12 protein-coding genes are annotated in these 14,023 nt (G+C 45.7%); 1 reads left to right on the plus strand and 11 read right to left on the minus strand.

The features are described 5' to 3' along the window. Window positions 1-54: 54 nt before the first annotated feature. The gene (locus A0U92_RS02920) at window positions 55-345 is read right to left on the minus strand and encodes an XRE family transcriptional regulator (RefSeq protein ID WP_187668845.1); all 291 of its coding nucleotides are present in this window, start codon (window positions 343-345) and stop codon (window positions 55-57) included. A 533-nt stretch (window positions 346-878) separates the two neighbouring features. On the opposite strand from A0U92_RS02920, the gene A0U92_RS02925 reads away from it, so the two are divergent. Then, complete coding sequence (locus A0U92_RS02925) at window positions 879-1,904, plus strand: AAA family ATPase (RefSeq protein WP_077811929.1); 1,026 nt, start codon at window positions 879-881, stop codon at window positions 1,902-1,904. Window positions 1,905-1,948: 44 nt separating this feature from the next. Here the strand turns inward: A0U92_RS02925 and A0U92_RS18160 are convergent, their stop codons facing one another. From A0U92_RS18160 to A0U92_RS02970, 10 genes are all read right to left on the minus strand, one after another. Continuing rightward, window positions 1,949-3,679, minus strand: a complete 1,731-nt coding sequence (locus A0U92_RS18160; protein WP_236748242.1) for a relaxase/mobilization nuclease domain-containing protein — start codon at window positions 3,677-3,679, stop codon at window positions 1,949-1,951. 18 nt (window positions 3,680-3,697) lie between these two features. Further along, window positions 3,698-4,087, minus strand: a complete 390-nt coding sequence (locus A0U92_RS02935) for a MobC family plasmid mobilization relaxosome protein (protein ID WP_077811930.1) — start codon at window positions 4,085-4,087, stop codon at window positions 3,698-3,700. A gap of 177 nt (window positions 4,088-4,264) precedes the next feature. Continuing rightward, window positions 4,265-5,872 (minus strand): DUF6538 domain-containing protein, encoded by a 1,608-nt coding sequence (locus A0U92_RS02940; protein WP_077811931.1) that lies wholly within the window; start codon window positions 5,870-5,872, stop codon window positions 4,265-4,267. A 213-nt stretch (window positions 5,873-6,085) separates the two neighbouring features. Beyond that, window positions 6,086-6,688, minus strand: a complete 603-nt coding sequence (locus A0U92_RS02945) for a recombinase family protein (protein WP_077811932.1) — start codon at window positions 6,686-6,688, stop codon at window positions 6,086-6,088. Between the two features lie 134 nt (window positions 6,689-6,822). After that, complete coding sequence (locus tag A0U92_RS02950) at window positions 6,823-8,787, minus strand: hypothetical protein (protein ID WP_077811933.1); 1,965 nt, start codon at window positions 8,785-8,787, stop codon at window positions 6,823-6,825. After that, window positions 8,784-9,125, minus strand: a complete 342-nt coding sequence (locus A0U92_RS02955) for a MobC family plasmid mobilization relaxosome protein (protein WP_187668846.1) — start codon at window positions 9,123-9,125, stop codon at window positions 8,784-8,786. The genes A0U92_RS02950 and A0U92_RS02955 overlap by 4 nt, the downstream gene beginning before the upstream one ends. A 120-nt stretch (window positions 9,126-9,245) precedes the next feature. After that, the gene (locus tag A0U92_RS02960; protein WP_077811935.1) at window positions 9,246-10,196 is read right to left on the minus strand and encodes a 3'-5' exonuclease; all 951 of its coding nucleotides are present in this window, start codon (window positions 10,194-10,196) and stop codon (window positions 9,246-9,248) included. A 74-nt stretch (window positions 10,197-10,270) separates the two neighbouring features. After that, window positions 10,271-11,425, minus strand: a complete 1,155-nt coding sequence (locus A0U92_RS02965) for a replication endonuclease (RefSeq protein ID WP_077811936.1) — start codon at window positions 11,423-11,425, stop codon at window positions 10,271-10,273. Between the two features lie 151 nt (window positions 11,426-11,576). Beyond that, complete coding sequence (locus A0U92_RS17135; RefSeq protein WP_149026364.1) at window positions 11,577-12,383, minus strand: DUF6602 domain-containing protein; 807 nt, start codon at window positions 12,381-12,383, stop codon at window positions 11,577-11,579. Beyond that, window positions 12,340-13,968, minus strand: a complete 1,629-nt coding sequence (locus A0U92_RS02970) for a DUF6538 domain-containing protein (protein ID WP_077811937.1) — start codon at window positions 13,966-13,968, stop codon at window positions 12,340-12,342. The genes A0U92_RS17135 and A0U92_RS02970 overlap by 44 nt, the downstream gene beginning before the upstream one ends. Window positions 13,969-14,023 lie beyond the last annotated feature (55 nt).

Raw genomic sequence — 14,023 nt, forward strand, 5'->3', positions numbered from 1 at the left:
TCCGTATCGCGGAACATATTAAGAATATTGAGGCGGTACAGGCTGAACGGCGGATCATTTGTCCAACTCCAACAGCCCTTGCGGGTCGCCGGCAAATTTGCCGGACTTCGCTGCGCCACGTGGCTTTTTCTTGCCGGGTGCCAAGCGCTCAAAAATAGGACTGTAATCGATATCGCAGCGTGTCATCTCGGCGAGAAGGCTGGCGATAACAGCAAGATGTATCGGTATCTCTCCCTTCTTCTTGTTGTTCGAAACCGAGTTCGGCTGCATACCTATAAGATCCGCAAAGCGCCGGACGGTCAGCCCTGCCTTATTCAGTTCAGCGATGAAGTCGTCGTATGTCACAGCGCCACTCACACACGATTTAATGAGTATAGCACATAAAATCGTGTGTCTTCAAGTTGTTCTGCAGATAAGGGAGGCCGTGGCGGCGTTGCCTGCTGTCACGCATTGGCAAATCCCATTTCCGGCATCGGTACGATCAGCCTGACCAGCGTAATAGCAGGCATGAATATGAGTGCAAAGAATGGCTGCTTTCAGTTATCGCTTGCCGATAACCGACTATCCGCTCCCCCCCCTAGCTGCCTGTCTGTTCGATGACCGCGAAGCAGACAGGCGGGTCAGTCCTCTCAAAAGTGGCTTTCTGATAATTGCCGTAAGATGATTATTCATTAAAATTTTGCTTTGGAGGAGACGGTTATTAAACGATTTTAGAATTGATTTTTCTCAAAAAATATGTCATGTAAAGGAGGTATTGAGAGTTTATTTTTGTTTTTTGATGCCGTTATTATCTCAGTCCGCGTGAACAAGATCACGCAAGCCTTCGGATAAGACGCTCCTGCGGGAACGTTTGGGCAATTTATCTGAAAGGTGCCAGTATGCCTGATAACCACTCAACAAGGGATAAACCTAACCCCACACTGACCGAAGTTCTTCGTCGTCGCACGGCTCTTATGCGGGCAGCGAGGGAAAAACGCTACGAAAATGAAAGCCTGCGGTCAGCCGAAGGTGTCCCGGATGGCGGGTATGTTCGTCTGCTGGAGAAGGGATATAGCTTTCCTGCGGTCAGTGCGGATCGTCATGGGGGAGCAGATCCCTATGAACAAGCCCGTAAGCTGGCTTTTCCGGTCAGGATACACCAGCCAACCACAGTGCAGTCTGATCTATTAGCTCTTCAATCGCGTTTTCCCCACGCGTTGGCGGCAATCGATGCTTTGGTAATGGCTGATCTGACACGCATGTCGCTAGGGGTCTCTGGCGCGTTCCGTCCCGTAATGCTGGTCGGGCCTCCGGGATGTGGCAAATCAACGCTGGCGCGTGTCTGGCATAAAATGCTGGGTTATCCCTGCATGACCATGAATGTCGCGGCTCTGTCCGATGTAATGGCGTTCACGGGTACGCATCCGACCTATTCGAACCCGAAGCCCTCGGTCATTGTGGATTATATGGCCAGACATGAGATTGCCAATCCCTGCATCATTCTCGATGAGATCGACAAATCACCAGAAGGGGGACGAAATGGTAGCATCAAGAATGTACTGCTCCAGTTTCTTGAGCCCGGTGAAGCCAGAACTTTTCGTGATATCTGTCTGAATGCCGAGGTCGATCTGTCCCGTGTGCGTTGGGTCATGACTGCCAATGTGCTGGAGAGGGTACCGCTTCCTCTTCGCTCCAGGTGTCAGATTGTGCATGTGCCGTCGCCAGACAGAAAACATGCTATTGGATTGTCTCGTCAGATGGCGGAAGCAATTCTGACAGAGATGGGGCTGGATCGCAGGTGGATCACTTTTGATGGTGTCGAGGAAGTCTTGTTGCAGGAGCACTTTCGGGGTGACCTGCGCCATCTGCGGATGATGGTTGATCTTTTCATCAGGGAAAGACTGACCTCTCTGACCATGTGCTGAGACAGGCTTGTTCGCACGTGAGGCTGTGAAAAACTGGCTGCGCGTTAATGTTCGATAACCGGTTGGGACGAAGGAGCAGGCATATTTCTCGTCACTCCTTTTAGAATGACAAGTTTTGAACGAAGGCGGGAGATTTCCTGCCTTGCCTGTTCTTTTTCAGGTCGGTGGGCCTTGTCCCATTGCTGGATGCGCTCCTGTCTGGCTCGCACAAGCCTGTCAAAGCGGTATGAGAGCCAGACCTCAAGTTTTTCCTGATCAGCCATGGCGGTAAATTCGGCATCATGCCGTTTGTGGAAATCTTCAAGGGCTGGTCTGTCGTTCTCCGTCAGAACAGGCCGGACGGGTTCTGGCGGTGTAGAGCGCAGTCCGACAACATGCAGCAATGCCTGTACGACAAAACGCAGGACTTCTAGAAATTCGAGCAAAAGCCGCTGGCAGATTTTTTCCAGTTTTCCGGCGTGTCCGGTCATACGTTGCCAGCGGCTTTCTGTGGTCTGTTTCCATTCTTTTCGGGCGGTGACATAGCACTCAAAACTGGTGCGCAACTGTATCTGATAGGGTGTGAGGCTTTCCCGCCATTTTGCAATGGTTGTTTCCCGGTCCAGAGGTGCCCAGCCCGTTTCCGGGGCTTTCTGGTCAAGAATGGCCTGCTGGTCCAGAATAGCCCGCCTGATCCGACGGCGGATACGGGCTTCTTCAGCGCTGAGAATCAGCGGATACAATGGTTTCGGCGGGGTGTGTGGCATGACTGCTGGCCTGTCCACCTCCTCCATCTGCCTGCGCCTGAGTGCGTCAATCGCTTTATTCCTGCGTGGTAGGGAAATGCGTTTCGGCTCTCTTTTTCTGGCAGGTGGGGAGGTAGGGGCTGATAATATCTCGGTCTGGCCATTTTCCGATGTCACGCGCACAGGAACACGGGTACTTCTGATATCTAGTTGCGGCTTTTCGTGTTCTGCTGAGTGTTCTTTTGCCAGCAGCTTTCGGAATTCCGCCATGCGCACTTTTGTCAGCCGGGTAAAGCTACCAATCAGCGTTCCATCGGTGGTTTCAATGATATGAGCGCCGGAGCGTGTTTCTTTTCGATCACCTACCCGCATAGTCAGGCCATGTTCCGCCAGCGCCGCCCGGAATGATTTTAACCCGTCCGACTGTGACCAGAGGGCGCTGACCAGTTGTTTCATCGCCGGGAGGTCAAGCCCCTGTCGTTCCGTAATCCGTCGGGCCTGTGATGTGTAGGCGGCGCGAGGTTTGGCGCTCTCAGGTGCAGGGATCAGGACTGCGACCTGTTCCGCTGCCTGATGATGGCCTTCTCTGCGCAGGGCTTTGGCAATAGCCCTGTCATGCCTTCCGGGTACGAGAGCATGACCAAGCCGGATTTCCTCCAGCCGTGCGACTTTCTCCAGACGCATCCATGTGAACCGGCTTTGCAGAACATGGTTTCCCTGCCATTCGGGCAGGATCAGGTGCCCGTGTGTGCTGCCTTCTTTCTGGTGGACGACAAGGGTAAGGTGTTCCGGGTCGGCATGGAGTTCTTCACACAGGCGACGGGCAAAGTCCGAAAGCTGATCATCCGTCATGGCCTCGTCAGGATTGAAGGCGATATGGCGCAGACCGTATGTCAGCCCCTCACGTCTGGCTTCGCGCATAGCATCACGCATGAGCCAGTCCGAACCCGCCAGAACCCGGATGGCTTCATTCTTCGCACCATACAGCACATGGCGGGACAAAGCACCCGCGCCACTCGTTGTTCTGATCCGGCTTTCTTTGACGATCATGGGGATGACCACAAACAGTCAGTGCAGGGTCAGTGCTGGCCTGTCGCACCTGCGAGCGGCAGACCTGTCAGGACGGTTTCTCCGTGAGCGGGGGAGAAGGTGGTCAAGGTTCTGGATCAGCTTTTCAACCTCGTCCAGCACCGCCCCGCAATGCACGGCATCGGTACAGTTGGCAGAATGGGCAAGCTGATTAAGGTTGTTTCCAACACGGGAAAGCTGATGACGTATCCCGCGCAGTTCATCGGGAACGCGTGGCCCATCATGCCCGGCCAGTTCTGCACTGGTCAGGAGGGAGCGTATCCAGTGGGCGGTTGTGGTATGACCATGAGTGCTGGCCATATGGTTCCAGCGCACCAGTTCATCGGGTGACGCTCTGACAGAAAGACGGGAAGTGCGGGCAACGGGCATAACTGGTTCTCCTGAAAGAGGGGGTTAACGGGGGAGATTTCTCCCCCTTACCAGCTGTCAGACGCTACCCTTTGGGTAGCCGTCTGACACTGCTGGCTCCCTGTAAGGGTAACCTATTCAGATGCCTGATTTCCGAACTTTTCTTTTTATGCAAAAGATACTGTCACCATAAGGCTTTCAGAAAGGCATGATGCACTCGGGCGGATAGGTCAGGGCTTCAATGACCTGCTTCAAATTGGCGACTTCAATCCCGCTCGTGTAGTTCATCGTTCCCTGTGATTTATGAGACGCTTCATGCCCTAAAACAGTATCGATCCACAGTTCGCGAATATGCGCCTCTTGGTTTCTGAGTTTCGTACTGACTGTATGACGGAAGGAATGGAATGTTACCGCGTCTGGAAGGCCAAGTCGTTTTTTGTGCTTTGAGAAAGAACGCGCAAAATTATCCCCGCGTTCACCCGTCGATGAAACCGTGAGGTCAGGGAACAGGGAGTGCTCCCCGGTATCTCTGAGCAGGTCGAGCCCTTCCATGGCGAGTAGATGCGAGTGAATGGGAATGATCCGTGTGCCTGCTGACGTTTTGGGTGACCAGTTATCTTCTGGGTGAGGACGAACATGAAAGCACGGAACCTCTTCGATAATTTCTATATCCTGTTTTCTCAGATTGCAGATTTCGCCCAGACGCATTCCCGTAAACATGCCAACGTTGATGATCCCGGTCCATGTGGTGTGGGAAACCGATGTGCCATTCCATGGTGTATGGGCAAGCAGTGTCAGTTCATCATCTGTCCAGCCTCGCCGTACGATTTTCTTGGTGATGTTAAAATCCCAACCGGCCCATGGATTCCGGTCAGCCATCTCTCGTTGCACAAGATGCATCCACAAGGCGGACAGACGGGAGAAATGGTTTTTCACCGTCTTCCCGCTGACTATTTCCTGCCCTCGCTCGCGGGCCTGCGCGACGGCTTCACGAATGGGAAGGCCGGTTCTTCCTTTGCCATGAGTGGCAGGAAGATCAGAGAGCAGGTCGAAAAATTCCCCAGCAACCGTGCCCGTGATCTGCTTCACCGGCATGTCACCAAAAGCTTCGATGAAGAGGGCTACGGTTTTGCGTGTGGCTTTCTTGGTGTCCTCGCTCTTGTCCTTGTCAGCAAAGACAAATTTTTCTGCCATTACGGAAAGAGGCGGAGAGGTCGGCTTGCGCGCTTTGGGCTGTTCATCCTCAACCGGGCTTCCGATAGGAGCATCTGCCGGAGCAGCAGGGCGATGTTTGCCAAGATCAACAATCAGGGTGGAGAGGTTTTTGATCTGCTCACGCAGCATGTCCTTTTCTTTTTTGCTCACAGCGCTGTCTGTGAAGACTTTCTGCATCATGCTTTGAAGCCGGGCTTCCAGTGCCTTGAGAGAGTCTGTGGCGAAAGAGATGAAAGCACCTTCCTTCTGTACCTGATTCATTAAAGTCATGGCGTGATCGGCTTGCAGGGCGCGTTTCTCGGCCCGGAAGGCATCATCGGCAAGGGTAAGGAGTTCTTCCTGTTCCGCGATGATTTTGCCCTGTTCGGTAAGGAGAGTAATCATTTCCTCACGGGACAGGTCGGTCTCCATCGTCTTTGCCTTCTCAAAAAGTAAGCCTGTTCGGGCGTAAAGGGCTGCTGCCCGTTCACGGGCCACCAGCTTACTCTGAGTCTGCAAAGAGAGAGAAATTTCGGTTCGGCCCAGTCTGGCCTGAACGGCAACGGGCACAGCCCGGCGGAAATGGTAATGAGAGCCAATGAGGCGGAGCATCTGCGTTTCCCAGTCTGGGAAGACAAACGGGAAAATCCCGCAGACCCGTCAAATTCTCATTTTACTGTTATATTTCAATAAGTTAGTGGTGCGAACTGCGGGACTCGAATAGTAACAATCCCGCACGCGCTTGCTTAACACACTGATATAAAAGACTTTTAAAGTCTATGTGTTTAGAAGAATGTAGAAGACCTTTGTAGAAAATCAAGACCTTTATAGAGCGTCCTCAAGGTCGGTTTGTCTGCCATCTTGAAAAGTGGCTTTTTCCGCATCGTTGACGATTTGCCATATTGTCGAACGAGAAGCCGAGAACTGGCGGGAAAGCTTTGTATAGCTGTCGCCAAGGCCGTGAAGCCTTCTAATCAAGGCTTTATCTTTCTCTTGAAACTTCTCTTTACGTCCAAGCCTGACGCCTTTCTTTTTGGCATTTCTCAATCCTGCGTTGACACGTTCCCTTATGTTTTCGCGTTCTAACTCTGCAACGCCTGAAAGAATTGTAAAAAGGAAACGTCCAAGATTTCCAGAAGTGTCAATACCTTCAGTTATTGAACGAACAGAAACGCCTTTAATTCTCAAATCTTCAAGCAAGTTAGCAAGGTGAACGGTTGAGCGTCCAAGCCTGTCTAACTTCCATATTATGACGGTATCCCCTTCTTTTATCTTCTTTAACATTTTATCAAGTTCAGGACGTGAAGATTTTGAACCGCTTGCCTTATCTGTATATATTTTTTTACAGCCTTGGTTTTTTAAAGCATCAATCTGCAAGCCTTCATTTTGTTCAACTGTGCTAACTCGTGCATATCCATATATTGCCATTGAAATACTCCTTTAAATCATAAAAATTAACCCTCATTTCCGAATAAAATAACGAATAGATAAAATAAGGTAATTACCATATTAACACATGCATTCGATAAACTACAGTTTTCCGAACATAGGAAGAATAAAAATTATATTTTAAACTGTATAATATTGCTCGGTTCGGGTTGCTGTCGTGGATTCTTGACGGACTGCATCTGATTCCACTCTTCAAGCTGAGCCTTCAGGGCTTCGTCCAGCTTCTTGTTATCTGCTTCCAGCTTCATGCTTTCGGAGATTTCTCCGTGTATCGAACAGATGCACTCTCTCAGGTCGCTGGCCGTGTGTTGTGTATATTGTGAGACCTCGCCCGCTTCCAGCTTCCTAAGCTCCTTCGCTGTCATCTTGTCCTGCTCGCTTTCGCTCTTTTCAAGCTCACGGATGTATATAGATGGATACATATTCGCCATCTCATCAGCCATAAAATCACCTTCATAAGCTTTTAGAAATGATTGAAAATCAGGAAAATCGCTTGGTAAATTGAATCGCTTATTAAAGTTGTCATGCCTTCTGTATGATGCACGGAACTGCACAAGAGCATTAAAGATAATGCTTCTCTGGTCTCTGGGTTTCATTGCATCAAATGCCTCACGGTCAACGGGACTTTCTATCCGTGGGTAGCTGACGGGCAACGGCTGAGCTTTTTGTTGCTTAATAGTGTATCCAAAGAGAATCCTACAAATTGCATCAATGATGAGAGAAATTGCATCGTTATCAATAGATTTATTATATTTGTAAACTTCGCGGTTTTGAGCCTTTAGGTTTTTATAAACTCCGTCAAAATATTCCGCGTCATCTGCTTTTATCTGTTTCAAGCGTGTCTTAATCTCATCAATATAATCATCATCGACAATGCGAACGTGTGAAATATCGGAAAGTTTTATTGATTTCAGTCCGTTGATTTTTGCTGTTGCGATAGCATTTTTAGCATTGCGCTGATTGCGTGTGTCTGCTGATCCTGATTTTTTAGAATCTGATTCAGGCTCTCTTGCAATAATTCTATCGGGTTCTGCCCGTCGCCCGCTTCCTGCATCAGGCTCAGGATTTCCGCTGTTCCGTCGTGCGCTTTCTTCGCTTCTGAGTATGTAGCTTTCTGCATTTCCTGCCGTTGCTTCTGCTCTTGCGTCATCGTGCTGGTCGCTCGGTTCGTTTTCGTAGTCGTCTGATTGTCGGTTGCTGGCCTTCTTGATGAGTCCTTTTTTGGCTGTTGCTGGGGCTTCTTTTTCATCCAGTTGAACATTATTCATCTCCTTATATAATTGGGCAAATTCGCCCTTTTTCATTTTTAAAAGTCTGTTTGCGGAACCGATTAAAGTTCCATTCTTTTCAATGATGTATGTGTCTTTTTTTGTTCCAGCTTGAAACGTAAAGCCTTCAGACTCAAGACCAGAGATAAACGCTTTAAGTCCGTCCGAAGCCTTCCAGATATTTTCTATTGTGGCTTTTTCGTTTGGCAAAGATATGCCTGCACGCTCTGCTTTTCTCTGTTGATTCACACTGAAAGAAGCGGAAGGCAATTCGCCTGTTGTAATATGCTGGATGGCTTGGGCTTCTGCGGTTTTCCCTTCTTTTTCCAGAGCATAAAAGACCGCTTTATTATGTCGCCCCTGTATGATTGTCTGACCTGTTCGTATCTCTGATAAACGACTTAATTTCTCATTTCGCTTATACGAATTGCGACAATCTAAAGCCTTGCCTGTGACGTGATTAAAATGTGGTGCGATTAAGTGCCAATGTATTGCACTATTATCTTTTTTGCTTCTCTGCTTTTGATGCTCGACAATGACGGCATCCGATAAATTAAAGCTATATTCTTTGGCGATTGCTTCGAAATCTTTATATGCTTGTTCGCGTGATATAAGTTTATCGGGTGATATTTTGAAATGATGAAAACCATACTTTAATCCGAAATTTTTGGCATCAAAGACCATGTCCTGCATAATGAACGGATTGCCCTGTAATGCGGTAATTCTCTCGTTTTTTGGGCCATTAAATATATGGTCTGCTGTGTCTGCGTGTCCGTTTTTTGATAATATTGGACCACCTTTTATTATCATAAATTGCACCTCATTCCATGGACAAGTTTACTTATTTGCTTTCGTGTCCGTGTGATTTCTCTTAGTTCTTCGCTAATTTCTTCCATTTGTCTTTGAGTATTCGCGTGTATCGCAATTTGATTTATATTATTGCCTATCTTTGATAGTTCTAATTGGATATTTTGCAACTCTGTGCGGGTTTCGTCGCCTCTTTTGCCTGTTGCCACGGATTCACGCATAAGCTGACGCATTAACGGCGCGATACCATTATGTCCGAGTGCCTTGGCGTGCTGTTTCCAGCATAGTTTTTCTTCAGGTGATGACTTTATATAAAATCTCTGAGCGTATGTGGTGGGCATTTTTATGTTCTCCTTTTTTCTTATGGGGTTCACGGGGCAAAGCCCCTGACCAGTTGGAGCGGGTTCATCCCGTTCCATGCCTGGCTTTTATATTGTCACCAACGCTGGCAAGGGACGAAATCACGCCAGTTCTTGCATGATGCGACGCGCACTATTCCCGGCAGAGTGAGCATAATTCCAATATTCTTTTGTATCGGATTTGCTGAGCTTATCGAGCCATTCTGTATCTAGCCCGTGAGACACCAGCGATTGGCGAAGGAGCCGAATATCGAAATCAATGCGGTAGGCGACCAGTTCGCATTTCTTTGTGATGCTCTTGAGTTCGTCCACAATCTGACAAATAGTTGGATAGCCCGAGAGCATGTCATCAGTGATACCATTCGCATCGGTCGCGCCTTCTGTCATCGGCACGGATGGCTTCAACAATGAGTTGATATAGATTTTGTGTCCTGATTTGCTTGTGATGGTGACTTGAATCACTTCGTCTGAATCTGAAATTCCTGTGGACTCAATATTCAGGAGCAGGGAGCGTCTGGACGGTTGTGGTTTCTTTCTTTTCGGGAGCGAGAACAGCTTTTTAGTTGCAATTCGCTGGTCATAAATTGCTTGAGATTGTTGCTCAGGCGTCAGTCCGTTTAGGTATCGGATGAAGTCATTGTTCCAATATCTGGCTGAAATACAATCTGGTCGAATTGATTGCCAGTAGCTCCATAGCTCTTTTTTCATGCCGTCAGATAGTGATTTTGGCGACGTGTTTTTGTCGTTCATGATGGCGGAATACAATCTGAATTTATGGGAGACTGAACCGTATCGGTCGGCCACCAGCTTCCGAATAGCTTCTTCTCTCGGTCCATCGGTCCTCTTTGGTAAGCCATCAAGAATTATGGTTGCTTCGTGTTGGAACAGATTATTATCGAAGAAAATTACATCTTTTACGAAGAAACCGCTCCTTGAATGGTTACAACGGGAAATCATATGAAGCGGTGGGATGGGGGGCGAGAATAGTTCGTGAATACCGATACCTGTTGTTTCCGCTATTTTTGCTAGTATCTCACATTTGTATTTATCCATCTGATTTCTCCCGCCGTTCAGTTATCATCCTTTCATATGAATACTTTTATTGAACCAAAGGGGACACTCGGAAGTCAAGAAATACGAACATAAAAAGAACAAAAAGGGCTACAGAATGATGAAGCCAGGCATGGAACGGGATGAACCCGCTCCAACTGGCCAAGGTCTGCGACCTGTGGAACCGCAAGAAACTGCACAATATCCAGCCATGAAGATGGTGGCGGTATTCCTGTTGTTGTTCCGTTGTTGTTTGTTTTGTTATAATATATCATTTTATAAGTCCTCCATTGGTTAATGTTTTGAGATAGCTGGTAAAATGTTTTGAGTGGTGGACCACGTATAAAAACAAAATAGAAATCCGATACCTTTTTATTTATATATATCCGATGTTTTCTTTCATTACTCGCTCTAAGGAAAACTAGTTTTTGGTAATTGTGTCTGTTTTTCCTAATTTTATTGACGGTAGAGACGATATTTTTTAATCTCTGAACGTAGTTATTTGTGAGTGTGTGTTTTATCTCGTTGAAACATTCCAAGTCATCGAGAGCACGGTAATAACGATTATTAACGATGTGACATTTGATATTTTTGTATCTGTTGAATGTTTTGAGCATTTCGTTGTGTGGTGATATTTCAAAGTTCTGTTTAAATATATTATTCCATATGGTAACAATTCCTTTTTTGATTCCGAAGAAAGATATTTCAGAACTGTTTTTTATAGTGGATATGCGTTTTTTATCATCATTATCTACAGTGCATTTTATGATGTAGTTGGTTATATTTTGTTCCGTAAACTTTTTTACGTGCTGAATGTTCCTGTTATCTATGTTTGTTTTCTCGTTAATCTGCTTTTGAATGGCATTATACGTTTGTTCCATCTCATCAGGTCTGACGAACATGAGTATATGAGTGTGTTTGATTCCTGTTTTATGCTCTTCGAGTGATTTTATACCGAAGTGTATGATATTTGATTTGGTTAGCTGTTTTCTGATTTTGGTGAGTTTGTCGTTAATTTCGCATCTCGATAATTTTTTACTGTCTTGGTATTTTTCGCTTGTTAGTGTGAAAAATAACGATGAAAAATTATAACGATGAGAGAAATCTATGATACCAGAAGCAATGGCTTTGTTTCGTTTTGATTTGGTGTATTTTCTGTAGTCGTTTCCTTCCATAAAATATTTTGGAATATTGTTTATTTTATTCTTGTAATTTTCGTATTTGTCTACCATAATGAAATTATTCCTAAGTTTGGTATCCTTTCACTGGGGAGTGGGTGTGGATATTCTGGTTAATAATAAAAAGGCATCGCTTTGTGTGGTGCTTTTTTATTAAAACATAATATTTTGTAAATTAGAAGAAAATTGCATATTTAATTTATTATTATGTTATTTTTATATTGTTTCCATCTATACTGACTGTCATTTTTTCACGTATTGGGATTAGTTCTGTTGCGGTTGGTTGATTTAGAATGTAGTTGCCCAATGTCGGTTGGCCTCGCGCTTTGCGTATTTGTGGATAGGTGTTCATTATTCCACCTAAAAATCCAAGTATTTCATCAAAATTATCTGTTTCGGAGGTGTGGCATACCCATGCGGTTCCTGACATAAACCAATATGCTTTTCCTGCTATACAAATTGCTACAATTGGTATGGTATCTTCTTTATATACTTCTTTATATCTACCTATATCTGTTTTTCTGTTTCCAGACAAATCGGTATCGAGTGCAAATATAACACTTCTCACTCTTTCTTCTGTTGAATAAAGGAAATTGAAATCTCGTAGCTCAAGTGCGCTATTATGTGCTGTTTGTAAATCTTTACGTGTTAATCGAGTTTTCACTTCTATGGTGTATAAAACAGACTCAAGTGGAAAAATGCCGATGCTTTCATCAAATAATATGGGTGGCAATATAGACTTGTCATATAAGACTATATCTATTTGCTTCGATAATTTCCCTGTTTCACACTCAATGATTTGACCCGTTCCGACTCCCACATCTGCGGGTAATAAGGGACGAAAGAGGTCACGGACAAGTATTTCTAATACATTTCCTTTAACGCCTTGATGGGTTAAATTTGCTGCTGCTCTTGCTGAATGGATGGCACCTATTATTTTTGCTCGTAGAAAAGCTTGTATTTGATTTCTATTTTTCACTATTGCTTCCTTCTTTGTTTTGTGTTTGCCCATCTGTTTTTTTCTGAAATAGATTTTTAATATTCCAGAATGGTGGATATTCAATACTTTCTGCGACTTTTTTGAGATTCACAATATCCACGTCATCGAAATAGACGGTATTTCCTACAGACTTATTTTCTCCCTCATGACCGAGAAAATCATCAATCCAAGATTCTCTTAAACCACCTTCACCGTGTTCGTGGATGTTTCTGAGTTTTGTAGATACATTATGTCTGAACGAATGAAAAACGGTGCTCCTACCGATACCAAGGCGTGTTTTGAACTTGGAAAAATCTCGCTGAAAATGGGCCGAGCGTTTTTTGTCTTTCCCTGTAAATCTCAGGTCGTGAAAGATATAGTGCCGTTTCTGATTTGTGGCTCTTTGAGCAAGGTCCAGAAGTCCCGCTTTTTGCAATGCTGAACAGATAGGGACAACTCGACTGCCTGCCTCTGTTTTCGCGCTCCATGCGGTCCACGGTTGGTTTTTCTGTGCTGGATGGTCTTGCACCAGGATGCAGGGGACGCCTTTGATTTCGGTAATATCCTGCGGTCTGAGCCTACAGATTTCTTCCAGTCTCATACCTGTGAAAGAAGCAATCCCGACAATCATGCTGGCTGTTTTGTGACTGATAGTTCCGAACTGCCACGGCTGACCCGCAATCCTTTTCAGGTCTTCGTCATTCCAGCGGACACGCTTGGTTTTGGCTTTGGTATCGAACTGCCACCCGCCTGTGAAAACATTTTTATCCACAAGGTCGCGGAGTAGAAAATATTTCCACATTCCTGATAGTTTGGTGAAATGGTTTTTGACTGATTTTCCCGATACCCGTGGGAGTTTCTTTTTATTCGCGTAATCGACAAACTCTTTAACTGTTCGTGTGTCGTTTTTCTGTTTTCCATATGTTTCGGGTAGTTGTTCCATTAGTGATTTAAAAAGCCCTGCATCTTCGCCTGTATAGGCTCTGATAGGTTTATCTTCACAGACTTCAAGGAACCTTTTGAAGGTGGCTCGATAACTATCAATGACGGATTGCTTGACGTTGGTTTTGGTAGCGATGAAGGTTTCAGTAGCCTCGGAAAACAAAGGTGAAGGCTTTGCTTCTGCTGGCTTCAGGTAAGCGTTGATTTTGTTAATCTCGTTCCGAATATCCGCAAGCAACGATTTTTCGGGTTTAACGTATTTTATTGTTTTGTTTAATAGTTCTGCGCCACGTTCCGCGATGTTTTTCGCTCTTTCTAGTTCTTTGGCATCTTTCAATGAGTCAAGCGCGTGTCTTAATTCTTTCTGTTTATATTTTGTTTTTAGTGTTTTAATCTGGTCTTGATAATCTTTAATCAGAAACTCGAAAACTTCCCGCATTTCGTTGGGTAGTTCATTTTTAATGAATTCTTCGGTTTCTTTTAGTTCGTCCATAAGCCTTGTTGCTGAAATGAACAGCTTTTCCGTGGATACGTAAATCTCACATGCGTAAGTTTTAGCCATATCTCGTTTTGTGGTTCCGAGAGAGTGCCACACTTCTCGTTTACCTAAAACATCACGGAGATGTGAAGGGACGCGCCGACGAAAATGATAACCAGAAGGCAATCGAATCAGCAAGACAAAGCCTCTGTGTGTAGAAGCCTTGTGTAGAAGACAAGGCTTTTAAGGTTGT

The sequence above is a fragment of the Acetobacter aceti genome (assembly GCF_002005445.1).
Taxonomy (GTDB): domain Bacteria; phylum Pseudomonadota; class Alphaproteobacteria; order Acetobacterales; family Acetobacteraceae; genus Acetobacter; species Acetobacter aceti_B.